This window comes from Muriicola sp. Z0-33, from assembly GCF_026126425.1.
In the GTDB taxonomy this organism is placed as follows: Bacteria; Bacteroidota; Bacteroidia; order Flavobacteriales; family Flavobacteriaceae; genus JAFMPW01.
Genome location: NZ_JAFMPW010000007.1, coordinates 130964 through 156773, shown reverse-complemented (window position 1 = coordinate 156773; position 25810 = coordinate 130964). Strand labels below are relative to the sequence as shown.

Below are 25810 nucleotides of genomic sequence, written 5' to 3'. Positions count from 1 at the left end.
GAAATATCATGAAAAATATAATCAATCAGTTCAAAATCATTTTGCTTTGCTTCTTTATTAGCAGTGTTTGTGGAAATCTTTATTCTCAGGATGGTAGATCTGTCCAGGTAATAAGTAATAGGCTCAGAGCATATTATGTTGGCCAGCCAAATACTGATACCAGAGCTCACCCCGTAGCCATAAACAACGAGGGGCCTCTTTTTGGCGGCAATCCCAATATGGAGATTGGGAAACAATTATTGCAGGCTATCTATTTTGGTGGCGGAGAGAATGATCAATTTAGGGCAAATGTTGCACGTATTTTATCCCATACCCAACAACATATTGCAGTGATACTATATGACGACACCAATGATCTGCGCGAAGACATTGGTGATACATGGACCAACTGTGTTCGAAACAGACATTTTTTCGCATGTGCCACTCAGGATGAGGGCACAGGTTATTCTAGAGTAGTGCATTTGGGTGCTTCCCAAATGAATGAAGAAGGTATAGAGACGGCTAAAAGGGGGTTTCTTCGTTTGTTAAGTGGATCTAGTAGCATCACAGGTTGGTGGGATCAGTTAGAGCGGCCAACTTCAATAGATAGTTTAGATGTTTGCATCCCTTATGTTCGAAATTATGAAGTTTTTCGCAGGTCTGTTGTTATGAATTCTGAAGAAATAAGGCATGGTATGGTTCATCGCTCAAATCCAGAGCATGCAGAAAGAGTGATAGACCGAAGACAGGATCTACGAAGTATCCATAGAGGTTATATGGACGCAGGGGTAAGAGAAGGACAAAACATTTGCCTTACAGGCTATATGATGCGCGATGAAAGGAGGTGGGTAGCTCTAATTAGATTCAGAACAAGAGAAGTACATACTTTTAGGGATGATATTGTTGAAGGAGAAATAAACAGGCCGGAACAAATTAGAACAACTATTGAACATGCTCGAAGAGTAGCTGCAGGAATATCCCAGGAAAATCCACGAATCAGGATTAATTGCATGCTCGATTTATTTGAACGCCTTGGTCCGGAAAGAGCCTGGAATCAGATGACAGCCGACAAATTGGGTGTTGCATTGTTTATAGATATGAGTGAAATTGAAAAAGGCAGGAGATTAGCCCGTGGTATACCTCCTCCCGAGTATGAATTTTACCCTCTAAGACAAATTGTAGTCTTGCTTCAAGGGCAGCAAAGATATCGGGAAAACGATGAGCTTTACAGAGAGGCCTTGAAAGAAATAGATTTTAACATTCATCGCTCTATATCAGCTTTCCATAGGGCATTGGCAAGTGGGTCAAATATTTATGGTCCTAACTTCTACAGACTCAGAGATTGGATTAGAGAAAGACAATTTGATACAGATCATGTCTACTCATGTTATAATCAGTCAGATTGATCATGATAATCTATGATTTTGGTAAAGGGGTCTTTGATATTATTCATTAGGCCCTTTTTGCCATAAGAACAATTGCAGTAAAAAAGTCTGATCTTCTCAGCAAAGCACATATCACTCCAAATCAGCAATCTTCATTTGCCGCTCCTCCCAATAGGCATCATCCCTGAATTCGTATTGGGTAGGATTGTAATCTCCTACCAGATCCACATTGGCCTTAGGGGGCACTGGTAACTCCATGGCCCAGTATGCACCATTAATTAGTAATCTGCGCACCCCTTCTGTCAGCAGATCACTAGAAGACCCTATTGTACTTGCAAACGCACGCCCCGGGCTTCCGCCAGGTAACTGATAACTTTTAGTCCAGGCAATTGGCATCAGAGGGGCGCTTACATCTACGCCCTGGTTGTTCACCATCGCTACCTCACTATCTGTGGGTTGCATGCCATACCATATGTCTTCTTCATCATACTCCCCTGCCCTGTTAACTACCTGTCCTAATATAATTGGCTCGCTATCTCCCGGCAAGGGTAAACGCACCCCGTAAACATCTGTGGATCCCCAAATGTCCCCCGCAGCAAGCCCGTTGGTTATTTCGTGCTGCTCATTTCCAGGAGCAATAACCCCCCTGGTACTTTGGTGCTTGTGATGTCCGTGATGGGAAATCCATTTCTCCCCCAGCACTAAACGGCCAAATCCGTCGGTCCATTCGGTTTTCTCACCTGCATATCCATTGCTGTAATGAGTGTATTTTGAAGTAGAAGTTTCCGAAAAATTAAAAGCGTGTGTGGAGGTTCTGATTCCCACTACCGGTTTCCCACTCATCAAATAATTATCTATATGCGCCATCTGATCGTCTGGCAAAGCCCGGAACCGGGTAAAAATAAACATCATATCGGCCTGCTCCAATACCTCTAAACCAGCTATATTCTCCACGTAATTAGCATTTACAATACCCGGTTTGTCCGGATGCTGCGCAAATAAAACCGTACACTTAAAACCGTGATGCTGAGATAGTATTTTTGCCAATTGCGGAAGTGCCTCTTCTGAGCGGTATTCTTCGTCACCTGATATTAATACAATATGCTGCCCGTTTTCTTCGGAACCTTCATAAGTAAGCCATTGGGCCACTTCTGGTGTTGAAGCTGCGTCTTGCTGCTCCTGTTTTTTGTCTTGCTTGCAACTGATAAGGAGAATGCATACTACAATGTAAATAAGATTTTTCATGGGATAATCTTTAATTAAGTTTTAACGCAGATTACGAGATTGCTTCGCTGCTATCACAGCTCGCAATGACGTAGTCCATTCGACGTTTATTCTGGCTTGCTTACTCCTTACTGCTCATTGCCTCCTGCCTACTGCTTACTATATACTGCTCACTGTTTACTGTTTACTGTCGACTGCTTACTGTTTACTGTTTACTATATACTGCTCACTGCCTACTGCTTACTATATACTGCTTACTGTTTACTATTTACTGCTTACTGCTTACTGCTTATTTTATCCAGCCGCATCATCTCGCAGCCTTTTTCAATCATCCACAGGATAATCAAAAAAGATCTCGTATTTACTGTTTACTGTTTATTGATCAATGTTTATTAACCAATCCCCATTCCTTCCTTAATGAACGCTATCCCTTTGGTATAGATTTCTTCCGCAGGGGAATAATCGCGCCAGACATTTATAGCATTGGCAAATTCAGGGATTATGGTACTAAACGCTTCAATAGTCAGCCAACCGTCGTATTTAATTTCTTTTAATGTACTGAAGACCTCCTCCCAATTCACCTGGCCGCTTCCGGGGGTGCCTCTGTCGTTCTCACTGATGTGAACATGTTTTAGTACAGGGCTTATGGTTCTGATCGCAGAGGCCTGACTCTTTTCTTCAATATTACTATGGTGCGTATCGTACATCGCTCCCAGGTTGGGGTGATCCACCGCCTCAGCCAAAGTTCGCAAGTCGGCCATCGTATTATACAAATAACACTCAAATCTGTTCAGGGCCTCCGGTGCCAGCATTATATTCGCCTGCCCGGCATATTCAGCAGCTTTTCGCAACATTTCTATGCTGCGGTTCCGTTCATCTGTGGTAGGGGGTTGTCTGGTAAAAAATGCAAAACTGGAATGAAATGGTCCGGCAATAACATCCGCATTAAGGGCGGCTCCCATATCAATAGACCATTTGAGCTTATCTAGCCCCGCGGCTCTGAATTTCTGATTTTCACTGGCAATGTTTTCTTCAGGCCCCAATGATGCTACACAACTAACACCAAGATTCATCTGGGCTAAGTGATTGCCCAACATACTGTAAAGTTGTTCATCACCTTCCCCCAGAAACAATTCTACTCCGTCATAACCAGTGGTTTTAAGCTGATCTATAATATTAAAATGTTGCTCTGTGACATGGTTGGTCCAGAGCAACATATTCATTCCTATTTTCATATTTTCTGTTGTATTAAGCTTCTGCCGTTGCCGCAGCGGCTTTTCGCTTCCTCATCCAGAACCATAAAATCGTGAACAAAACGATGAGAATGGCCGGAAAGGATGTCATGGTTTCCAATGTATTTTGCCCGGCTACCAGCTCTAACTCGTCTCCGGTAAGCCCGGCGGCTTCAGCAGCGGCTTTATCTGAATCTATCCAACCGCCAATGATGGGTTGAAAGATAGAAGTCGAAAACATTCCCATTGCTCCAATTATAGACATTCCTAAAGCGCCGCTTTTTGGTATCTTGTCAGCAACAAATCCTATCATATTTGGCCAGAAATACGCTATCCCTAAAGCGAAGAATATTGCCGCCACATAGGCCATTGTACCCGTTTGTGTGCTAAAAAGATAGACCCCGATGGTAGCAAGGACCGCAGACCCCAGAAGCACCCCGGTCTGATCGAATTTCTTCACCATATCTCCCCCAAAATATCTGGCTACAGCCATCAACCCTGTAACAAGGGCGAGGATCAACATGGGTTGCGCTCCACTTTTAGACAGGATGAGTCCTACCCATTGCTGAGGTCCAAACTCCGATATTGCAGTGAGCGCCATACACGCCAGCATAAATATAAATAGTGGTGAGGCCATTGCCTTGAAGTTGCCTGATAAGGTGGCAGCTTCGTCTACCTTAGCTTTGGGCCAGCTCTGGCCAAAGAACAGATATGCATAAATAAGCGTTGGGATCATTATCACCCAAATCTGGGTTTCCCAGCCTAAACCTGCGTCTGTCATAAACTTTGAAACCAGACTACCAATTACAATTCCTCCAGGGAACCACATATGAAATCTATTCATCATCTTGCTCATCCTGTTTCCACTGTAAGCATCTGCAATCATAGGATTACAGGCAGCCTCCGTACAACCGTTACCCAATCCAATAAGTAGGGTTGAGATAAGTAACCCGATATAGCTTCCGGAATATATGGTCATTAATATTCCAATTGCATGGGCGAAAAAAGCAAATTGCATAATGGCCTTCCCGCCAACTTTATGATAGATAAGCCCCCCGATTACCATGGATATGGGGAAACCCAAAAACCACATAGAATTTATAAAGCCCAATTGCTCTGCCGACAAACTCAACTCTTCCCCCAGCTGGGGTAATATGCCTGCCCTTATACTAAAAGAAAGGGCTGTAGTTATTAATGCGAAACAGCTCCCGTAAAAAAGTCTCTTCGCATTCGATGAAGAGATCGTTGTTGTATTTTCCATAAGTTTTAGTTTGATTATTGTTGGTTGTTATAAAAATACATTTAATGTGATATAAATAAAATTTGAACGTATAAGTTTAACTTCTTTTTCGTTAAAATCATAATTAATTTATAGCGATCTTCTTCTTTTTTTGTTAAATTTCTGGCTATTTCTCGGTTCTTTTAAATTTTACTCATCCCTTATTTTTAGCTATTTTAGGGCTAAATAGCGGAGCGGCTCAAATATTCTTTAGAAACAACAATTTTTACAATCAAATATATAAGCATGCAAACAAACAATTTTCCCAAACTGCATAATGCTTCCTGGCCAGGTGTAGTTGGCAAGGGGCCAGATTCTGAACCTCCTATAGATATTGACACCATGATAGAGCTTACTGCCAATGCAGAAGTTGATGGGGTAAAATTCGATGGTTTTGATCTCTTCCTCTTTGATCCTCATATGAACATTGATGCCTCTGGCGACGAGATTAAACAAATGGTAGAAAAAGCAAGTTCTCGTAACCTGGAAATAGGCAGTCTGGTTGCCCCGGTCTGGACACCTACCGGTGGAGGCTCGGCAATGGGTACATCCGAAGAAAGGAAACAGTTTCTTACCCAGGTTCGCAAGTCTTGTGAGATAGGAAGTAAACTCCGAGACCTTGGAATACGTCCTAATGGCATTATAAGAATAGACTCCTCTGTTGATCCGGAAAGCTGGGCGGTAGACCCGGTTGCCAATACTAAATTAATTGCACAAACCTTTAGAGAAGCCTGCGATATTGCCGCAGATTACGGGGAATCTCTGGCGGCCGAGGGAGAGATTTGCTGGGGCGGAATGCACGGATGGAAATCTATGGTAAATACCCTCGAAGCAGTTGATAGGCCAAATATTGGTTTCCAGGCAGATATGGCCCATACCCTGTTATATCTCCTGGGATATAATAAACCGGATGAAAGGATATTACCAATGGATTTTGACTGGTCGGACAGGGCCACTTTAACCGAAGGACTTAAAACACTTACGGCCGCATTAAGGCCCTGGACAATAGATTTTCACGTGGCGCAGAACGATGGTACAGTTTTCGGTGCAGGCTCGCACGATAAGACGGGCAGGCATTGCCAGGCAACGGATCCCAATGGAAAGCTAGATATCCCGGTTGATGCCGGACATTGGTTAAGGGACGAAAAAGGAGTACTGACCAAGAGGTTTAAACATATATGCTGGGACGGATGCATGTTCCCCAATGAAGTGATGCTACAACAACAAACATGGAACGATGTGCTGGGTGCAATGATCAAGGTAAGAGAACTGCACGGCTGGCATGAGTCGTAATAGACAGTGAACAGTGAACAGTGAACAGTGAAAATAAACATTAATTTTTTGAGATAGATGTCAGATAAAAAGGAACTAAGAGTAGGCCTTGTGGGCTACGGGTTTATGGGAAGAACCCATTCTAACGCATTTAAAAGAGTAGGAGATTTTTTCCCTGAATTAAAACACAAAATCGTACTCAAAGCTGTTTGTGCCAGGAACGAAGAGCGGGTAAAAGAGTTTGCAGAGCAATGGGGCTATGAATCTTACGAAACAGACTGGAAGGCCTTAGTGGCCAGAGACGATATAGATGCCATAGACATTTGTACCCCTAATAATATGCATGCTGAAATTGCAATTGCGGCAGCAGAAGCAGGGAAGATGGTGCTCTGTGAAAAGCCCCTTGCACGCACCGTTGAAGAAGCGCAACCCATGGTGGAGGCCATTGAAAAAGCAGGGGTCCCCAATACGGTGTATTACAATTATCGTAGAATTCCTGCGGTGACACTGGCTAAACAATTTATAGATGAAGGGAAACTGGGTAAAGTTTTTCACTATCGCGCAAATTTCTTGCAGGACTGGACCATAAGTCCGGAACTCCCCCAGGGAGGAGAAGGTCTTTGGAGATTAGACGACAAGGCAGCAGGATCTGGGGTTACAGGAGATCTGTTGGCACATTGCATAGACACTGCAATGTGGTTAAATGGAGGAATTAAAGATGTATCTGCAGTAACAGAGACCTTTATAAAAGAACGGATTCACACCGCTTCTGGAGAAAAACAAAAAGTAGGTATAGATGATGCCTGTATCTTTCATTGTCATTTTGACAACGGATCATTAGGGTTGTTTGAATCCACCAGATATGCCAGGGGACATAAAGCACTATACACTTTTGAGATCAACGGGGAGCATGCCTCTATTAAATGGAATTTGCACGATCTTACAAGATTGGAATATTTTGATCATAGAAACCCTTCTGTAGAGAGGGGCTGGCGTTCCATTCATGTGACAGATGGGGATCAGCCTTATATGGATAAATGGTGGGTACCCGGCCTGTCTATAGGCTACGAACACAGTTTTGTACATCAGGTGGCAGATTTCCTGAAGTCGCTCGATGAAGGCACTTCCTGTTCGCCAACCTTTAGAGAAGCCCAGGAAACACAAAAAGTTTGTGAAGCAGTTCTGAAATCGGCAAGTACCATGAGCTGGCAAGATACCGGCGTGCAATGGTGAACTCCTTACAATAATCATTAAGCAAGATATTTATATATGAGTACAAGCATTAAAGGCTTTTGTCTCCACGGTAGTGAAAAAATTAAACCAGCGACGGCAACAGATCTGAGTCTCAACACCAATATAGTGGAGATGGAAGTTCCTGAATTGAAAGAAGGTGAACTTTTAGCCAAAACGCTATATACAGGAATATGTGGTTCTGACAATAGTGCAACACTAGGCAAACCAAATTTTGATTGGGTAGAACGACCGCGGATCATTGGACACGAGTTCAGTGCCGAAGTTTTGGAATTGGGTCCTGGAGATCATGGTGACATCAAAGTTGGTGATGTCTTTACCCCCCTGGCCATGTTAGGCTGCCAGGATGAGGAGTGTCCGGCATGTAGTGTTGCCAAATGGAATTTATGCCCTTCAAAGCAAATAATTGGCTTCCATAGAAATGGTGGTTTTGGTCAGAGGGTGGTTTTAGAAACAGATAGAGTAGTACAGCTAATGGAGGGCTTAACTCCTCAGCAGGGTGCTTTAGTAGAACCATTATCTATTATTGTAAATGCCCTGCACAACAAATGCGCAATTAAACCAGGCCAGGATGTAGTAGTAACCGGATGTGGCATTATTGGCCTAATGTCTGCCGAATTGGCGAGAGCTGCTGGCGCAAGAGTGGCCATTACCGGGATTGCTCAGGATAGAGGCGTAAGATTAAAGAAGGCCAAAGAGAGAGGGTTTATTGCATTGGAAGTTGGCCCGGAAAATACGCTATCCCAGCAATTGAGCAAAGGGGTTAAGGATGCCAAGGGAATTGCCTTTGGTAATAATGGGAAAGTAGATTTACTCATAGAATGTTCCGGGGTACCGCAAGTGCTCACTGAGGCCATTTCGGTAGTTCGCCCGGAAGGTGATATCTGCGTAATAGCCACTTACCCCACAGCTGTTGAAATAAATGCAACCCATCTTACTCGTACTTCATTAAATATGAGAGGTTCTATGGGGTCTTGCAGGGAAGATTATATGGTGGCTCAGAAATTAATGGTCACAGGGGTATTCCCCTCAGAACACTACACAAATTTTTACGATTTTGAAAATATCACCCAGGCATTCGAAGATGCTATAAGAGCCAAAAATGTAAAGGCTGTAATAAAAATGAATTGATAAATTCTTTATTCTGATGCACACAATATTTATTACGGGCGGAACAGGTTGTATTGGCTCTGTGACCATTTATAAACTATTACAATCTCCGGAGGTAAAAAAAATAGTAATTGCTACAAGGTCCGGGAATACGGCACCTTTAAAATTATGGCTGGGAGAGGAGCTGGATCCACGACTGGAATTCGTTACCCTGGATGTAGCGGACTACAAAGCAATAGAAACAACCCTTAAGGCAGTAAACCCAACTCATATTATACATTTGGGAGCGTACCAGAGTCCGGATTGCTCCAAATACCATATTAGTGGAATGGAAATTAATACCGGCGGCACCATGGCCCTTTTTGATGCCGCTGAAAAACTGCCTAATTTAAAACGATTTGTATTTGCCAGCTCGGCAGCCGTATATGGGATGCGGTCTATGTATCCGCAAGATACCATATCAGAAAATGTGACGCTCGCACCTCCCAATCATTACGGGATTTGGAAATTGGCGGGAGAGCATTTGGCCAGATTGTTCTATGATACCACAGCTGTCCCAACAATTTGCCTGCGACTCAATACTACTTATGGTAAAGGGCGTGATAAAGGAAAAACCTCTGCCCCGACAAACGCTTTAAAGTCCATTGCCATGGGTAAAAAGGCAGGTCAAACCATTCCATTTGAAATGCCCTATCAGGGGCGTGAAAATTATCATTTTGTAGAAGATGTCGGAGCTCAATTTGCAGCATGTACTTTAGCATCATTTGAAGGGTTCGGGGCCTTTAATATTAAAGGAAAGACCATAGCGATTGATGAATTTTTGCAGATTGTGGCAAAACAGGCCGAAGAACTTGGTATGGGAGATTATATAAAATTTTCAATTAAAGATGATGCCCCTCCAAATTTATTTGTTTCAGATTTAAGCCATGAGAAAATAGCGGAAACCTTCAAAAATTTACCTTTAACCTCAATAGAAGAAGGTGTTAGAAAATCGTTATTAGAGTTTAATGAAATGGCAGAAAAAGGCATATTAAAATATTCAGAAGCAAGCTCATGAATAACATAGGCATAGGATTTATAGGAGCCGGTGATATTGCCAATCTGCATGCAGAGGCGATAAATAACCTGGATGGTGCAGAGTTAATTGGACTTTGGAACAGAACAAAAGAAAAGGCAAATATAAAAGCTGCTCAATTTGGATGTAAGGTCTTTGATTCTGTAGATGAATTATTAAACGATAAAAATATTCATGCCGTATTTGTGTTGACCAATATGGAAACACATTGCGAGTATACTATCCAAGCTGCCCGTGCCGGGAAACACGTTTTAGTAGAAAAACCGGCAGCATCTAACATTACAGAATTGTCGCAGATGCAGGAAGCCGTTCATCTGGCGGGGGTTAAATGCATGCCAGTACACAACTACATTTATGAACCAGGTATTTTCAGGGCAAAATCAATGATAGAAAGCGGTAAGCTGGGCGAAATCACCCAGTTTTATATGATGTATAACATTCATCATGCCCATGAGATCAGGGCCCGATATCCAGGTGTTATCCGACAGATTTTGACACATCATAGTTATACCATGCTATACCTGGCTGGGCAACCCAAAACTATATCATGCTTTAAAAACACTATTGGAGCTGAAATAGCACCACAAGAGAATGTAGCAATGGCCAATATTCAGATGGAAAATGGTAGTCTGAGTCATCTTTGCGCCAGTTTTGCTAATGATGATCATGCGGGAGATCCGTGGACGTGCATGATAAAAGTAATTGGAACAAAAGGAAGCAGCAGATATAGCTATAGAGATTGGGTAATAAATGACAGAATTGGGGCACATTCCCAGACCTATTATGCCTATCCGGAGTCTATTAAAAATACCGCTACACATTTTATCAATAAAGTAATTAAAAATGGGGAAGCACCGCTCTCTAGCCTTGAAGACGCCATTAGCTGTCAGCGGATTATTGAAGCCTGCGAAAAATCTATTGAGGAAGGCGTTCATGTAACCTTCTGACAAGCCTAATTATAATATAAACAAAACCGACTATGGTCATAATAAAATCCCGGATGTTCAAAAAATTACTTCTTATCCTTATACTAACGGCTGGCATGCTTAGTTGTAGCAAAAAAGAAGAAGGCACTCTCGCCTTAAACAAATCATCCAATATTGTTCTTATAGGAAATAATCTGGGATCAAGAATGATGAATTTTGGCCACTTCGAAACGGAAATGCATTTGCGCTATCCAGACAGTCTGCTTTTAATTAGAAATATGTCCGATGGTGGAAACACCCCTGGTTTCAGGCCACATTCCTCCAGGAATTCGCCCTGGGCTTTTCCAGGAGCAGAAAAATTCCAGACAGAATTGGCTAATGAATCCGGAAGTATCGGAACCTTCCCGAGTGAAGATGAATGGCTTACCAACCTGAAAGCAGATATAATAATTGCATTCTTCGGATACAACGAGTCCTTCGCTGGCCCGGACGGGCTAGCCAATTTCAAGGAAGAACTTCACGCCTTTGTTCAACACACCTTAAAACAGCGATACAACGGTACAAGCAGGCCCCAGCTGGCATTGGTATCACCAATAGCTTTTGAGGATCTTTCCGATAAAATGGATTTGCCCAATGGGAAGGAAGAGAATAAAAACCTTGCACTTTACACTGCAGCCATGAAAGAGGTGGCAGCTGCTGATAGTGTTTTATTTGTAAACAGTTTCGAAGAAAGCAAAAGGTGGATCGCTGGTGAGCAAGAAGATATTACGGCAGACGGATTTTCATTAAACGATTTCGGTTATCAAAAATTCGCCATGCTTTTGGCCGATAATATTTTTGGAGAGCAAGAAACGGTATCTAAAGCTGAAAGAGCAGCTGTTAATGCTGCCGTATTGGAAAAAAACTGGTTTTGGCACAACGATATAAAAATACCTAATGGGGTGCATGCCTGGGGAAGGCGCTACGATCCTTTTGGGCCGGCAAACTATCCTTATGAAAAAATAAAAATTAAAGAAATGACTGCCAACAGGGATACAGTTATCTGGAACACCGTACAGGGACTTCCCTCAGATTTGGCTGCCATGGATTCAAAAACAAAAGAACTACCTGCTGTTGAGACCAACTATAAGGACGTCAACGGTTCTGGCAACCCGCAATATTTATATGGAAATGATGCCCTAGATAAGTTAAAAGTGCCAGATGGTTATAAGCTGGAACTATTTGCTTCTGAAAAGGAATTTTCAGATCTGGCAAATCCCGTTCAACTGTCTTTTGATAACAAGGGCAGACTATGGGTGGGGGTAATGCCCAGTTATCCACACTACAAACCCGGAGATAGTAAGCCCGACGATAAATTGATCATTTTGGAGGACACTAATGGTGATGGCAAGGCAGATAAACAAACCACCTTTGCAGATGGCCTCCACCTTACTATTGGTTTTGAATTTGCGCCAGAAGGCGTGTATGTATCGCAGGGAACCAATCTGGTGTTGCTTAAAGACAATAATGGCGATGATAAGGCCGATGAAACCGAAATAATACTAAGTGGTTTCGACGACCACGACACCCACCACGCTATCAGCGCCTTTGCAGCAGACCCCTCTGGAGCAATTTATATGGCCGAGGGGGTATTTCTACATACCAATGTGGAAACTGCATATGGGCCGGTAAGGGCAACAAATGGGGGGTTTTACAGATATAGTCCTCAAAGACATCATTTGGAACGTACCGCCCAACTCCCCATACCAAATCCCTGGGGTATTGCTTTTGACCGATGGGGGCAGAATTACTTTGCACATACCTCAGGCCCGGATATGACCTGGATGATGCCTGGCAGTATAAAACCGCGGTATGGCCAGGCCAGTCCCTTACCTAAAAATTTAATAGAAGAAGCCCATAGGGTAAGGCCCACCTCGGGACTCGAATTTATCCATAGCCGGCATTTTCCGGATGAGGTACAGGGAAATTTACTCATTAATAACACTATTGGGTTTTTAGGTACTAAACAACATACCATGGTAGATGACCCGGAAACTTCGGGCTACCTTAGCAAACATGTTGCGGACCTTATAACTTCAACAGATCCAAACTTCCGTCCTGTAGACATGGAATTTGCTCCCGATGGCTCTTTGTATTTCATAGACTGGCACAATGTACTTATTGGACATATGCAGCACAATGCCCGTGACCCGCTAAGAGACCATGCTCATGGAAGAGTGTATAGAATGACCTACCCTTCCCGTCCATTAGTTACCCCGGCAAAAATTGTGGATGCCAACCTGGACGAATTACTGGAAAATTTAAAACTACCGGAATTTCGCAGCCGATACAGAACACGGCGAGAATTGCGTGGCAGGGATGCTGAAACCGTCCTTACCAAATTAAATAGCTGGGTTGCTGCACTCGATAAAGGTGATCCTGATTATGAGCATCATGTATTGGAAGGGCTCTGGGTAAGCTGGGGGTTAAATAAGGTAGATCCTAACTTATTGAAGCAATGCCTGGAGGCCAAAGATTTCAGGGCAAGAGCAGCCGCAGTAAAAGTATTGCGATATGCGGGCCATCAAATTCCGGAACAGGCAGAATTACTGATGCGGGCCGCGATGGATACTAATCCCAGGGTACGATTAGAAGCATTTGTAGCCGCGTCCTGGCTAGACAAAGAAGAGGGGGCGCCTATAATTGAAGCCGCTGGAAAACTTCCGTTAGACTCCTGGATGATAAAACCTTATGAAGCTGCACTGGCCCACATAAATGACCACAACGTAGGCCAGGATCCGGAATCAATGAGGACAAAAACTGATCTTGAAGGCAGTGAAGAAGAACTATTCGTAAAAGGTGAAGAAATCTATAATAGGGAAGGTTACTGCGTTACCTGCCATCAACCGGATGGTAAAGGCCTGAGCGCATCACAATTTCCACCACTGGCAGGAGTAGAATGGGTTACGGGTAACGAAGAGCGCCTTATTAAATTAACGCTCAACGGACTTATGGGGCCTTTGGAGTTAAAAGGAAAAACATATCCCGGACAGGTTCCTATGACGCCTTTTGGAGGCATCTTAAATGATGAAGAAATTGCAGCTGTACTCACCTTCGTGAGGAACGCCTTTGGCAATAAAGCAAGCGCAATCTCCCCAGAGAAAGTTAAAGAAATACGTGAAAAAACTAAGGACAAACAAGGTTTTTACAGTCCTGATGAATTACTTAAGGAACATCCTATGAAATAAGCATAAGCACTTTAGGTATACCTCTGCCTCAAAGACCGTTAAAGAAGGCTAAAACAGCCAATCCTGAGAAAGATCTTCCCATCCGGGATTAAAATCTGATATCAGAATATGCTTTCTGTTTTTATTGCCAGCCTTGAGTTGTTGTTCCCTGAATATGGCTTCCAGAAAACGACCGTAGGCCTCAAAATAAACCAATTTACCGCAATTATAACGACGGGTACAACATCGAAACGCTCTATTTTTATGCTGCCAGACTCTATTGACCAGATTGGTAGTTACCCCTACATATAACATAGTATTACTATAGTTGGCCATAATGTAAGTGTAATTTTTACTCCTGTCTATAACCATATCAATCCACTTGGTTGTTTGTGAAAAGATAGCTACAGACACTGAAAATTTAATGCAGCATAAAGTACTGGTCAGAAGTAACCCTGGAGAATGAAGTTACTATGAATTAGTCATTTTATTAGCAGACCTTTCTAATTTGAATCATATTCGAAGATCAGATCCATTGGAAGCCATTTTTCTCCAGGTTTTGCCATTGGCAGGGCCTGCTGATACTTCCACATAAGCACTTCCCAATCCTGGACCCGCTGATTATCTTCATCCATTTTTGCCTTCTTGTCAAAGGAAAAGGAATCGGCCACTTCAATGATCATAAATAGCCGGTTACCAATACGATAAATCTCCATATGCTCTATACCGGAGGCACTAAGACTATCTAAAACTTCTGGCCAGACATTTTCATGATATTCTTCGTATTTCCTGATCAATACAGGATCATCTTTTAAATCGAGTGCTAAGCAGTGTTTTCTCATTATTTCCCTTTTAACATTAAGAATAATTCCTATAACTTTTCGTCGAAAATTACCGTATCTAGTTCTGTGGCTTTCCAGGGAGTAATTTTCCCCTGGGTTCTGAATCTGATCCTCCCAATAGTACCGGCACCTATTTCAGGTGCACTATTTCCCCAGCTGTTTCTGATATATGTGGCAATGGCAGCAATATCATTATTTTGAAGGGTAGTAAATGAAGGCATACTCGGGAGAATATCCGGGATGTCGTACAATTTGCCATCCACAGTTACCGGCCCTTCCATACCGTGCAACAATATCATTGCCAATTTATATTGGTCACCTGTGACCCAGCTCGAGTTTTTTAAAGGCGGAGCGAATCTTTTCATGCCTTCACCATTGGTGGCATGGCAATTGGCGCAGAGATTAAGATACTGCTGTCTGCCCAGGGCATAGACTTCCCTGTTAATCTTATTTGATATTTCCGAATCGGGGAGTGTTGAATCTGTTTTGCCGGGCCAGCTATAATGCCTTTGCATATCCTTAAATAAGAGCACTATTTCTGCCGGTAAGTGCTCATGACCTTTAAAAATATCCGGTTCAGCTTCCAATTCAATTGAAGGGGTATTCTCCGGCCTTTTAGCATTCGCAATTCCTTGTGCAATGGCAGTAGCAATCCATAACTCTGATTGCCCGGAATTAGATTCCAGTAAAGTGAACATCGCCTTTGCTCCTTCAACCGAACCCCCATTGGTTATGGCTGTGGCCAGCATTTCCAGAAAGATTTCCTTGTACTGCTCCCGGTCTTCCCACCCTTCATGAGATAATATTGCACCTAGCATCTGTAACTCCCTATCGGCCAAACTACTCATTACGACATCTCTGGACAGAGGCAGATCTTTATAGATATCAAGGAATCTTTCGGCAACTTCAAAAGCAACTTCGGCCGATACTGTATTACTTGCCATAACCATCTGCATTTGCAAAACGGGATGTGCCTTGTTAAATTCTTCCTGTATAAATTCCTCGAATTGGGCAATTACATCTACATCTTGATTTTTCATTTGCATCAGTATGCGGACAGCTGTTTGAGCAACAAAAGGATCATTGGCCTTCATGGCCTTGAGGCAAAGTTCGGCATCTACTGCTCCCAGGCCTTCCAATGTCCATAATGCATGTAATTTACCAAGTTCACTTCCGGAAGTAACCATCTCATTTAGCTCTGGAATTGATAAAGTATCTGCCTTATCAACCAATAGTCTTTGTGCCATATCCCGTGTCCAGCCATTGGGATGTTCCAGCAGATGCACCAATGTCTTTGTATCCGCTCCGGAGAGATTTGCTGGTTGTTGTTTATTCTCCTTCTTTGAAGTTATACGCCATATCCTTCCCATATGAATGGGTTGGTCTAACTTTCTATCGAGAGTAATTTTTCTAAGGTAAGGGGTCATATAGGGCCCATGCTGTATTATGCCCTTATACATGTCTACTACATATATGGCTCCATCTGGCCCGGAAGCAGCAGAAATTGGCCTGAACCTCTCATCGGTAGATGCCAAAAACTCCCTGTTCTTATACCTTCCTTCAGCAGCAAGCATAAATCCGTCTGATGAAATCTTATTTCTCTTTATAAGATTTGCAGTAGGTTCACATATAAATGCATCGCCATCATACGATTGGGGGAGCGCATCACCTCTGTAAATCAAGGGCCCACAAGCAGAGGCAAATTCGAGCAGCCTGCCCTTTGCGTCCAGGGTTCCTGGAACATATCCCCTATTTACGGCAGTATTGCTACGAATAGGATAAATTTCACGTTCCAGGGTTAGTCCGTGATCTATTCCACTGGATGGTGTATGGTTCTTATTGGCAAGCAAGGCATTTGGCGGTACAAGATCTGCATGTAATTGAGACCAATTATAGTTATAAAACAATCTTCCGGCGTTGTCATGAACTATTCCCCATTGCCCTCTGAATTCTGTGCTATCCTTCTTCCACTTTCCGTCTATTTCCTTATAGCGATAACTAGATTTTGCGTTGTACAACCAATTATCCATGCCCCGCCATAGACCATTTGCTGAGTGCTCTGGCATGCCCGAACCACCATATGTACTATCTATCAATACTTTTTTATCCGCTACAAAATCTCCATCAGTATCCTCTGCGTACCACAGGGGGATATTTTCTGATATCAGTACCCCGCCTTTTACAATGGCAACTGCTCTTGGCAATACCAGGCTATCGAGAAATACGGTGCTCCTGTCCATTTTCCCGTCCATATCGTCATCAAACAAAACAGATACTCTTCCCACCGGATCTAGCTCCCCTGTTCCGTCAATATCGGCCATAAAACCCAGCATTTCCACTACCCATAGCCTCCCGGCCTCATCGAAGGTAATGGCAACGGGATCCTGAACCATAGGTTCTGAAGCCACCAATTGAATCTCCAAATCCTCCTCTGCCAAGACAAATGAGGCTAATGCCTCCTCCGGAGATAAAGGGGGTGATGGTTGTTCATTGCACCCAATAAATAGCAATGCAATTGCTGTAAACAAAATGCCAATTAAAGAGTTTCGAGCCTTCAATTTTAACGAATTATACTTTGGTCCGATAGTTTTACTTTATAAAATAAATGACGCCACATATACCATTAGTGCTGCGAAAACTCCGACAACAAATGTTCCAAGTGTATATACCCTATACCCTGTTTTTACATCAATTCCTGAAAACTGAGTAAGTATCCAGAAACCACTGTCATTAGCATGAGAAACTACCATGGCCCCTGCTCCAATGGCAGAAACCACCAGGGCTTTGTCTATATCGGTAGTAAAACCCATTGTTACCAATAAAGGCGCAATAATAGAGGCCGTTGTTATCAAGGCCACTGTAGAAGATCCCTGGGCAGTTTTAATTGCGGCACAGAGTAAAAAAGGAAGCCAAATTCCGAGATTAGCACCTGAGAGTGAGTCAGCGAGTGTATCCGCAATTCCACTGTTTTGCAAAATTGTTCCAAATATTCCTCCTGCACCTGTGATTAGGATAATATTGGAGGCATCGGTAAGTGCTTTCCCTACCCATCCTGTAGTGGCCAGCATCTCCTTATCAAATTTCTTAGGCAATAGAAAAGCAAAAAGCATCCCTATCATTAGTGCAATAATCGGAGAACCTATAAAAGAAATAAATTTGACCAGGCCAGAAGTTTCTTCCCCTTCCACCATATTAAACTCCATAACAGACTTCCCTACAATCAGGAGAATTGGTATCAGTATGGGCAAGAACGATTTAAACGCACTTGGAGCTTTTTTCATACGTTCCTGGATTACCTCATCGGTAACATCAGGATTAGGATCTATATAGGTTCTTGATCCCATTTTTTTACAATAAATAATGGCAACCACCAGAGACAAAAGACCAATCACCAAGCCTACTAACATCACCAAGCCTACATCTGCCCCGATTATACCCGCGGCAGCAATTGGCCCCGGCGTAGGTGGCACCAGTACGTGGGTGATCATCAGACCCAAAATAAGTGCCGTAGCTGTGCCTACTATTGAGAGTTTAGCCCGCTTGGTTAAACTTTTATTTAAGGGATTAAGGATGATAAATCCGCTGTCGGCAAATACAGGTATAGAGACGATAAAGCCAACAATTCCCATGGCCTCATGCACTCTCTTTTTACCTATAATTCTGAGCACAACCTCTGCCAATTTGTAAGCTCCCCCAGAATGTTCCAGAAACGCCCCGATTATTACCCCCAGGATGATTACGATCCCAATTTTACCCAGAGTTATACCAAAACCGTCATTTACATAATTAACAATATCATTAAGACCCATTCCAGAAAAAAGAGCAAAAAATAAGGCCGCCGCCAGTAGCGCAAGAAATGGATGAACATTAAGCCTTACAGTGAACAGAATGATAATCAGCACACTTAATACAAGTAATAAAATGGAAATCATAATTTGGTTGGTTTAAAATTAATGGGCATCCCGGGTTACTTCATCTCCAGATTTTCCATTTAGAAAATCCAGGTCCGCCCCCAGGTGCGCCTGTTGTACAGTTTTTGTATAAAGATTTACATAGCCCCTATCTGAAGGGGGTTTAGGAGGACTCCAGCTAGCCTTTCGCTTTTCTAATTCTTCGGGTGTTACTTCCAGATGCAATTTCCTGTTTGGAACATCCAGGACAATATAATCACCAGACTGCACCAGTGCTAACACCCCCCCTACTGAAGACTCAGGAGAAATATGAAGTACCACCGTGCCGAAAGCCGTTCCACTCATACGGCCATCTGAAATTCTGACCATGTCCTTGATTCCTTTTTTTAATATTTTTTCGGGTAAGTCCATATTGCCCACTTCAGCCATTCCCGGATAACCAACCGGGCCTACTCCTTTAAGTACCATCACACTATGCTCGTCTATCTCCAGATCCGGATCATCTACGGTGCTTAAAAACTCTTCAATGGTTTCAAAAACAACTGCCTTACCCCTATGGGTCATTAGTTCAGGAGTTGCCGCCGATGGTTTTATTACCGCACCATCTTCGCAAAGGTTACCATACAATACGGCAATTCCTGCTTCTTCCAAAAATGGTTGCTCCAATGGGGCAATTACCTCGGGGTTATAACATTCTGCCTTTTTATTGTTTTCGCCTATAGGTTTACCATTAACAGTTATCGCATTGTTGTGCAGATGCTGCTTCATTTCCCTGATAACAACAGGTAAACCGCCTGCATCAAAAAAATCTTCCATTAGAAATTTCCCAGAGGGCATGAGATTCACCAGTAGCGGAATTTTGCTTCCAAGGGTATCAAATTCCTGAAGATTCAGATCTACCCCTATTCTACCTGCTATTGCCTGCAAATGAATTATGAAGTTAGTGGAACCGCCAACAGCAGCATTTAATTTTATGGCATTTTCAAATGCCTCACGGGTAAGGATTTTTGACAATTTCAAATCCTCTTTTACCATTTCCACAATACGTCTTCCGGATAATTGCGCCAGCACCTTTTTCCTGGAATCAACAGCAGGAATAGCTGCCGCTCCGGGCAGTGTAAGGCCTAAGGATTCTACCATACATGCCATGGTAGACGCCGTTCCCATGGTCATACAATGCCCTGCACTCCTTGCGGAGCACACTTCAGCTTCAATCTGGTCTTCCGGGGTAAACCCCTCATTTTTAATCTTGTCTTTTAGTTGCCAGACAAAAGTGCCCGATCCGATGCGTTCACCCTTATACTTTCCATTGAGCATAGGCCCTCCGGGTACTACAATAGTAGGCAGATCTACACTGCAGGCTCCCATGACCGTAGCGGGGGTAGTCTTATCACAGCCCGTTAAAAGCACTACTCCGTCAAGGGGGTTTGCCCTGATACTTTCTTCGGTATCCATACTGGCAAGATTCCTGAACAGCATTGCAGTTGGGCGCATCAATATTTCGCCCATGCTGGTTACAGGAAATTCGAAGGGTACCCCACCGGCTTCCAATACGCCGCGCTTTACAAACTCGGCAAATTCTCTCAGATGACCATTACAAGGTGTAAGCTCGGACCAGGTGTTGCATATTCCGATTACCGGGCGACCTTCAAAATAGTCGTTAGGATAACCCTGATTACGAAGCCATGAACGATGGATAAATGCCGACTTGGCATCTTCCGGATTAAACCAGGATTCACTCCTTAACTTCTTCTTTCCTTTGTCACCCATATTTTAATTTCTGTTTTATGAATTAAGAATAATCAAGCGGAATCATAAATATAATGAAATGAGGTCATCTTCCTTCCTGCTGATGGTAAAATGCAACAATAAAACCAAATTCAGTGTATTCTTTATCTAAATAGACAAGGTACTAGGAATCTTTTGTTATTTTTAGATGCACTGAATACCATTTTTGATCACTGAAATGAGACGTAGAAAATTTATTAAAGCCTCGTCTGCCGGGGTTTTGTCTATGACAATGCCATTAATGCCAATACCCAAAGGAATATTGGCCGATACCAGGTTTGGGGTTGCTGAGGCCTCCTATCTCATGAGATGGTACAGAAAGATGGAGAGTACAGGATACCCTCCCTTTACATCTGCTATGGAAATGCTTGAACATTGCGGAGAACTGGGTTTTGGGGGAATACAAGTGGGCATTCGCAACTGGGACAAAAGCGAATCAAAGCAGTTAAGATCCAGATCTGAAGCTTTGGAAATGTTTCTTGAGGGACAAATAAGACTTCCGAAAGACCAGCAAGATACCGACAGATTTGAAGCCGATATTCTATCCGCTAAACGGGCAGGAATTTCTATAGTGAGGGCAGCTTGTCTTTCCGGGCGCAGGTACGAAACTTTTGACACCCTGGAGGCCTTTAAGAAGTTTAAAGCTGCTGCTATTAACTCTATTTTTCTGGCCGAACCAATAGTCAGAAAACACAAAATAAAACTTGCAGTTGAGAACCATAAGGATTGGCGGATAAATGAATTTCTGGAAATCCTGAAACATGTTGGGAGCCAGTGGGTAGGAATTACACTTGATACTGGCAACAATATTTCTCTATTGGAAGATCCCATGGAGGTGGTTAAAGAATTAGCCCCGTATTCATTCTCTGTTCATTTAAAAGATATGGCCGTTGAGGAATACGATGATGGCTTTCTGATGTCTGAAGTGAACCTTGGGGAAGGTTATCTGGATATAGAAGAGATGATCAGGATAATAAAAAAAGAGCAACCAAACATCAGGTTCAATCTGGAAATGATCACCAGAGACCCTTTGAAGATTCCTTGTCTTACCGATAAATACTGGGCAACCTTTGAAGATATTTCGGCAAAAGAGTTAGGTACCTACCTACGAAGTATCCGCAGTCAGAAATCCAGGGATCCATTGCCCCTTGTTTCTGATAAAAGTAACGATGATCAATTAAAATTGGAAGTGGAGAATAATCGCACTTCATTAATATACGCCAAACAAAATTTAGGATTTAATTAAAAACGAGAATATGAGTAAAACTGTTCTTCCTGGAGTTAAACAATTTGATATGACAGACAGGAATGCTATAATCACCGGAGGTTCCAAAGGCCTCGGGTATGCAATGGCGGCCGGATTAGCTTCTGTTGGAGCCAATGTCTTTTTAGTCAATAGAAATCTTGAAGAGGGAGAAGTTGCCGCTGCCCAATTAGAAAAAGACTTTGGAGTAAAAGCCAAAGCATTTTCTGCTGATGTTACCAATTTATCTCAAATAGAGTCTGTTGCAAAAGCAGTGGCAGAAGAATTTGGCAGCATTGATGTACTTATTAATAGCGCAGGAATTAACATCCGCGGGGCCATTGACGAATTAAGCCCTGATGAATTTCAGCAAGTCATGAAGGTGAACGTGGATGGCACCTGGAATGCCTCGAGGGCAGTGACACCCTATATGAAAAAGAAGGGTAGTGGTAGCATCATTAATATGGCTAGTACTCTTGGGTTGGTTGGCTTAGCCAATAGAACCCCATATGCTACCAGCAAGGGAGCCGTTGTTCAAATGACCCGGGCTTTGGGTCTGGAATTGGCCCCTTTTAATATTAATGTCAATGCCATTTGTCCCGGTCCTTTTTTAACCGAAATGAATATTCCTATAGCAGGAACTCCGGAGGCCAAGAACTTTATAGTTGGAGCTACCGCATTGGCTCGTTGGGGTGAACTCAGGGAAATCCAGGGTGCTGCTATATTTCTTGCCAGCGATGCCGGGAGTTATATGGTAGGGTCTATGTTAACGGTGGATGGGGGATGGACAGCCAAGTAATTCCGGATGCTGTATTGATTAGTTTTGTTTTAGAAAATCGGGCAATGCAGCAACTTCCTCGCATCCTACTTGCTCCATTAGTTGTTGTAACTGAGTTTTTAGCATAGATATGGTATGGTTGCCCCCTTTTTTACCCAGGGCCCCTACACCATACATAAAAGAGCGACCCATAAAGGTAAACACTGCCCCACTTGCCAGGGTTCTTGCCACATCAGGGCCGGAGCGCATTCCGCTATCCATCATTACGGTAATCTTGTCCCCATATTTTTGCGCTATTCTTGAAAGGGGTTTTATGGTAGACTCCCCGGCGTCTAGCTGCCGTCCGCCATGGTTGGAGACGATAATTCCATCAAGGCCGAGAGCAATGGCTTTTTCAGTGTCTAATTCAGTGGCCACCCCCTTTAAAACCAATTTGCCTTTCCATTTATCCCTTATAGCCGCAATTTTATCTTCGGTCATTCGCTTAGAAAAGGTCTGATTCATAAAATGTCCCAAATCTTTTAAGTTGAGTCCTTTTGGCATATAAGGTCTTAAAGTTTCAAAGTTGGGTTGACCGTACTTCAGTGTTTGCATAGCCCATTTTGGCTTACCTAGTATTTGCACGATATTATTTGTGGTCATTTTGGGGGGCATAGACAACCCATTGCGAATATCTCTTGGTCGAAATCCAAAAGTAGGAACATCGCAAAGCAAAACCAGAACAGGACATCCGGCAGCTTCTGCTCTTTCAATAATATCATCCCGTACACTGTTGTCTGCCGGATGGTACAATTGAAACCATGCCTTACCCTCAGTTAGTTCACTAATCCGCTCAATACTACTTGTGCTGACTGTACTTAGTATAAAGGGGATGTTATGATCTGCAGCAGCCTTGGCCAGAAGGTCAGCAGAATTGGGCCACATCAGGCCCTGTAAACCCACTGGCGCTATTCCAAAAGGAGCATCATAGGTATGCCCGAATATTTCGGTTTTTAGATTTGCTGACCCATAATTATCAAGGTATTTTGGTTGCAATTCCACTTCACGGATATGGGAAGTGTTTTTATGGAGGTTTACATCTTCATTACAACCCCCGTCAAGATATTCAAATGCAAATTTGGGCATTCTTTGTTTTGCCCTTGTCCTTAGGTCATCAACCGATGGATATCTTGAATTAAACTTTATTTCCGTAATTCTTCCCATAGTCTAATTTGTAGTTATAACACCAACTTCTGCAAAGGACGCCCTGTTATCTTCACCTGCTAATTGGGTAGCCCTTAGTTTAATATACCTACCTTCAATGGTCTTAAAATTAATTCTTTGCTCAATACGGCTGTTCACAATATTAGCGAACTCCCCTTTACCGGCCAATTGCCAATTTTGTTTATCTCTGCTGATATAACATTCGTAATTAGTAACTATTCCAAAGGGATAACGCTCCTGATTAGGCCAATAGGTAAATCCCGCTATAGCATATTGTTTACCCAAATCTATGACAATTTCAGGATTCGTGTCAGCATTTTCTGAAGTAGCCCAAAATGTCCTGGGGTCTTCATCTATCAGGAGATCGGCTCCTTTCAACTTAACCGCACCAGGCCCGTATACCTCCCAGTCCTTTTTCGGAATATCCAGGTACTTGCTACTGACCACACTGCTTTCACCATTTTCGGGATTCACAGCAATTGCTTTTATAGTAGCTCGGGTGGCCACCAAAAAAGGATCAGTATATTTAATGGAGCCCCTATCCGGTGAGCTCCCGTCCAAAGTATAATACACTTCTAACTGCTTGTCTGCCTTTATTAAACTTACCTCCCCGTTTTTATTTCTACTTATTAACGGAGCAGTAAGGAAATTTGGCGCCTTATACAGTTCCATATTGCAGATCAGGGGAGGACCTTTGGATTTCAATATATTCACCTTGATTTTACTGGCCTTTACCGTATCAAATCTCAAAATACGCCTATTGCCAATTGTGGTTTGTTCATCTAACAACACCCAATCATTATCCACAAAAGCTTCAACACTAAATTGCTGTACACGCTGACCTAGCGGAATATACTCTTGTAAAACCATCCTGTTTACTTCTGTAGGTGTGTCGAAAGTGAGGGTGAAAGATGAAGTGGTTACCCCATCAGGGGTGGCCCAATAGGTTTCATTATCTCCATCATTAATGTTTTCTGCACCATACTCATTACTATTTCCCCTGGTATCACTAGATTTTATAGTCTGTTTTTCCGATAGTTCTATAGCAAAATCCTTGTCTATCTGTTTTTTTAGTGCCAGGAGTTGCTGCACATCTGTTTCGTGCACCAGTCCTCTATTATCTACAGGAAGATTAAGCAAAAAGTTGCCATTTCTGCCGATAGATTCATAATATATCTTTATCAATTGCGGAAGGGATTTCACCTGGTGATCTTCTCTTGGATGGTAATACCAACCGGGCCTGATAGAAACGTTAACCTCAGCAGGCAACCAATGCGTTCCGTCTTCATGTCCTGATCTGAGTTCCACATATCTTGGCCATCCGGGATAAATTTCATCCCGTCTCATTATACTCCAATTGGTAGTATTGGCCCAGCCTTCCTCATTCCCTACCCATCGAATATCCGGCCCGCCATCACTAAATATCACAGCATTAGGTTGCAATTCCCGAACAATAGCTGTGGTTTCATCCCACTGATAGTAAGTTTTGTTATCTATTTTCCTCGTCTCGTTGGCTCCGCCATAATAACCCGATCCCCCATTGGCTCCATCGAACCAAACTTCGAATATTTCACCATAGTTGGTAAGTAACTCCCTGAGTTGCTGGTGAAAATCTTCAACATATTCAGGTTTGCCATATGCGGCATGGTTTCTGTCCCATGGGGAAAGGTAAATTCCCATTTTTAAATCGTACTGGGCACACGCCTTGGCCAGTTCTTTAATTACATCTCCCTTCCCATCTTTCCAGGGAGCATTCTTAACCGAGTGCTCCGTAGTTTTGGTGGGCCACAAACAGAAGCCATCATGGTGTTTAGCAGTAATGATAATCCCTTTCATCCCCGCTTCTTTTGCCACCCTTGCCCATTGACGGGTATCTAGTTCGGTAGGGTTAAACGTTTGAGGAGATTCTCCACCCAACCCCCATTCCATATCTGTAAAGGTGTTCATATTAAAATGCACGAAGGCGTAATACTCCATTTTATGCCAGGCCAATTGCCTGGCTGAAGGTATCGGACCAAGAGGAGCTGGTGGCGCCACCTCCGGAGTACAGCCAATCAAAATCATTAGCCCAAAGAGAAAAAATACAAATCGTTTTATACTCATCTA

Annotated in this window: 19 protein-coding genes; 9 read left to right on the top strand and 10 right to left on the bottom strand. The window is 42.9% G+C overall.

Annotated features, from left to right (window positions below):
* Positions 1–8 precede the first annotated feature (8 nt).
* Complete coding sequence (locus J1G40_RS11555; protein WP_265242797.1) at positions 9–1385, top strand: hypothetical protein; 1377 nt, start codon at positions 9–11, stop codon at positions 1383–1385.
* A gap of 111 nt (positions 1386–1496) precedes the next feature.
* Here the strand turns inward: J1G40_RS11555 and J1G40_RS11550 are convergent, their stop codons facing one another.
* The 3 genes from J1G40_RS11550 to J1G40_RS11540 form a co-directional block, all read right to left on the bottom strand.
* Complete coding sequence (locus J1G40_RS11550; RefSeq protein WP_265242796.1) at positions 1497–2609, bottom strand: hypothetical protein; 1113 nt, start codon at positions 2607–2609, stop codon at positions 1497–1499.
* Between the two features lie 371 nt (positions 2610–2980).
* A complete protein-coding gene (locus J1G40_RS11545; protein WP_265242795.1) occupies positions 2981–3823 on the bottom strand; it encodes a sugar phosphate isomerase/epimerase family protein in 843 nt (280 codons plus the stop codon).
* A 13-nt stretch (positions 3824–3836) separates the two neighbouring features.
* On the bottom strand, positions 3837–5081 hold the full coding sequence (locus J1G40_RS11540; RefSeq protein WP_265242794.1) for an MFS transporter: 1245 nt from the start codon (positions 5079–5081) through the stop codon (positions 3837–3839).
* A gap of 264 nt (positions 5082–5345) precedes the next feature.
* Here J1G40_RS11540 and J1G40_RS11535 point away from each other — a divergent pair, with 264 nt between their 5' ends.
* From J1G40_RS11535 to J1G40_RS11510, 6 genes are read left to right on the top strand one after another with little or no spacing between them, the layout of a single operon-like run.
* Positions 5346–6392, top strand: coding sequence for a sugar phosphate isomerase/epimerase family protein (locus J1G40_RS11535; protein WP_265242793.1), 1047 nt, complete (start codon positions 5346–5348; stop codon positions 6390–6392).
* A 57-nt stretch (positions 6393–6449) separates the two neighbouring features.
* Positions 6450–7604, top strand: coding sequence for a Gfo/Idh/MocA family protein (locus J1G40_RS11530; protein ID WP_265242792.1), 1155 nt, complete (start codon positions 6450–6452; stop codon positions 7602–7604).
* 36 nt (positions 7605–7640) lie between these two features.
* Entirely contained in the window at positions 7641–8753 is a 1113-nt protein-coding gene (locus J1G40_RS11525; protein ID WP_265242791.1) for a zinc-dependent alcohol dehydrogenase, read from the top strand.
* A gap of 16 nt (positions 8754–8769) precedes the next feature.
* Positions 8770–9789, top strand: a complete 1020-nt coding sequence (locus tag J1G40_RS11520; protein WP_265242790.1) for an NAD-dependent epimerase/dehydratase family protein — start codon at positions 8770–8772, stop codon at positions 9787–9789.
* Positions 9786–10754, top strand: a complete 969-nt coding sequence (locus tag J1G40_RS11515; RefSeq protein ID WP_265242789.1) for a Gfo/Idh/MocA family protein — start codon at positions 9786–9788, stop codon at positions 10752–10754. Before J1G40_RS11520 ends, J1G40_RS11515 begins: the two co-directional genes overlap by 4 nt.
* Positions 10755–10807: 53 nt before the next feature.
* Positions 10808–13960: a PVC-type heme-binding CxxCH protein gene (locus J1G40_RS11510; RefSeq protein ID WP_265242788.1), complete on the top strand. Its 3153-nt coding sequence runs from the start codon at positions 10808–10810 to the stop codon at positions 13958–13960.
* A gap of 48 nt (positions 13961–14008) precedes the next feature.
* On the opposite strand, the gene J1G40_RS11505 is transcribed toward J1G40_RS11510, so the two are convergent.
* The 5 genes from J1G40_RS11505 to J1G40_RS11485 all read right to left on the bottom strand — a co-directional run bounded on the left by J1G40_RS11505 (position 14009) and on the right by J1G40_RS11485 (position 20462).
* Positions 14009–14353 carry a GIY-YIG nuclease family protein gene (locus J1G40_RS11505; RefSeq protein WP_265242787.1) on the bottom strand — a complete coding sequence of 115 codons (345 nt, stop codon included), beginning with the start codon at positions 14351–14353 and terminating at the stop codon, positions 14009–14011.
* A gap of 89 nt (positions 14354–14442) precedes the next feature.
* Complete coding sequence (locus tag J1G40_RS11500) at positions 14443–14781, bottom strand: L-rhamnose mutarotase (protein WP_265242786.1); 339 nt, start codon at positions 14779–14781, stop codon at positions 14443–14445.
* Between the two features lie 29 nt (positions 14782–14810).
* On the bottom strand, positions 14811–17309 hold the full coding sequence (locus tag J1G40_RS11495; protein ID WP_265242785.1) for a c-type cytochrome: 2499 nt from the start codon (positions 17307–17309) through the stop codon (positions 14811–14813).
* 66 nt (positions 17310–17375) lie between these two features.
* On the bottom strand, positions 17376–18713 hold the full coding sequence (locus tag J1G40_RS11490; protein ID WP_265242784.1) for a GntP family permease: 1338 nt from the start codon (positions 18711–18713) through the stop codon (positions 17376–17378).
* Positions 18714–18731: 18 nt separating this feature from the next.
* Positions 18732–20462 (bottom strand): IlvD/Edd family dehydratase, encoded by a 1731-nt coding sequence (locus J1G40_RS11485; protein WP_265242783.1) that lies wholly within the window; start codon positions 20460–20462, stop codon positions 18732–18734.
* Between the two features lie 196 nt (positions 20463–20658).
* On the opposite strand from J1G40_RS11485, the gene J1G40_RS11480 reads away from it, so the two are divergent.
* Both J1G40_RS11480 and J1G40_RS11475 read left to right on the top strand, forming a co-directional pair.
* Entirely contained in the window at positions 20659–21726 is a 1068-nt protein-coding gene (locus J1G40_RS11480) for a sugar phosphate isomerase/epimerase family protein (RefSeq protein WP_265242782.1), read from the top strand.
* 10 nt (positions 21727–21736) lie between these two features.
* On the top strand, positions 21737–22522 hold the full coding sequence (locus J1G40_RS11475; protein WP_265242781.1) for an SDR family NAD(P)-dependent oxidoreductase: 786 nt from the start codon (positions 21737–21739) through the stop codon (positions 22520–22522).
* An 18-nt stretch (positions 22523–22540) separates the two neighbouring features.
* Here J1G40_RS11475 and J1G40_RS11470 read toward each other — a convergent pair whose 3' ends face one another.
* Both J1G40_RS11470 and J1G40_RS11465 read right to left on the bottom strand, forming a co-directional pair.
* Complete coding sequence (locus tag J1G40_RS11470) at positions 22541–23704, bottom strand: alpha-hydroxy acid oxidase (RefSeq protein ID WP_265242780.1); 1164 nt, start codon at positions 23702–23704, stop codon at positions 22541–22543.
* 3 nt (positions 23705–23707) lie between these two features.
* Entirely contained in the window at positions 23708–25807 is a 2100-nt protein-coding gene (locus J1G40_RS11465) for an alpha-L-fucosidase (protein ID WP_265242779.1), read from the bottom strand.
* Between the last annotated feature and the right edge of the window lie 3 nt (positions 25808–25810).

Excerpts from the sequence above, each read along its gene's own strand:
- J1G40_RS11555 (WP_265242797.1), top strand. The coding sequence starts at position 9 with ATGAAAAATATAATCAATCAGTTCAAAATCATTTTGCTTTGCTTCTTT.
- J1G40_RS11550 (WP_265242796.1), bottom strand. The coding sequence starts at position 2,609 with ATGAAAAATCTTATTTACATTGTAGTATGCATTCTCCTTATCAGTTGC.
- J1G40_RS11545 (WP_265242795.1), bottom strand. The coding sequence starts at position 3,823 with ATGAAAATAGGAATGAATATGTTGCTCTGGACCAACCATGTCACAGAG.
- J1G40_RS11540 (WP_265242794.1), bottom strand. The coding sequence starts at position 5,081 with ATGGAAAATACAACAACGATCTCTTCATCGAATGCGAAGAGACTTTTT.
- J1G40_RS11535 (WP_265242793.1), top strand. The coding sequence starts at position 5,346 with ATGCAAACAAACAATTTTCCCAAACTGCATAATGCTTCCTGGCCAGGT.
- J1G40_RS11530 (WP_265242792.1), top strand. The coding sequence starts at position 6,450 with ATGTCAGATAAAAAGGAACTAAGAGTAGGCCTTGTGGGCTACGGGTTT.
- J1G40_RS11525 (WP_265242791.1), top strand. The coding sequence starts at position 7,641 with ATGAGTACAAGCATTAAAGGCTTTTGTCTCCACGGTAGTGAAAAAATT.
- J1G40_RS11520 (WP_265242790.1), top strand. The coding sequence starts at position 8,770 with ATGCACACAATATTTATTACGGGCGGAACAGGTTGTATTGGCTCTGTG.
- J1G40_RS11515 (WP_265242789.1), top strand. The coding sequence starts at position 9,786 with ATGAATAACATAGGCATAGGATTTATAGGAGCCGGTGATATTGCCAAT.
- J1G40_RS11510 (WP_265242788.1), top strand. The coding sequence starts at position 10,808 with ATGTTCAAAAAATTACTTCTTATCCTTATACTAACGGCTGGCATGCTT.
- J1G40_RS11500 (WP_265242786.1), bottom strand. The coding sequence starts at position 14,781 with ATGAGAAAACACTGCTTAGCACTCGATTTAAAAGATGATCCTGTATTG.
- J1G40_RS11490 (WP_265242784.1), bottom strand. The coding sequence starts at position 18,713 with ATGATTTCCATTTTATTACTTGTATTAAGTGTGCTGATTATCATTCTG.
- J1G40_RS11485 (WP_265242783.1), bottom strand. The coding sequence starts at position 20,462 with ATGGGTGACAAAGGAAAGAAGAAGTTAAGGAGTGAATCCTGGTTTAAT.
- J1G40_RS11480 (WP_265242782.1), top strand. The coding sequence starts at position 20,659 with ATGAGACGTAGAAAATTTATTAAAGCCTCGTCTGCCGGGGTTTTGTCT.
- J1G40_RS11475 (WP_265242781.1), top strand. The coding sequence starts at position 21,737 with ATGAGTAAAACTGTTCTTCCTGGAGTTAAACAATTTGATATGACAGAC.
- J1G40_RS11470 (WP_265242780.1), bottom strand. The coding sequence starts at position 23,704 with ATGGGAAGAATTACGGAAATAAAGTTTAATTCAAGATATCCATCGGTT.
- J1G40_RS11465 (WP_265242779.1), bottom strand. The coding sequence starts at position 25,807 with ATGAGTATAAAACGATTTGTATTTTTTCTCTTTGGGCTAATGATTTTG.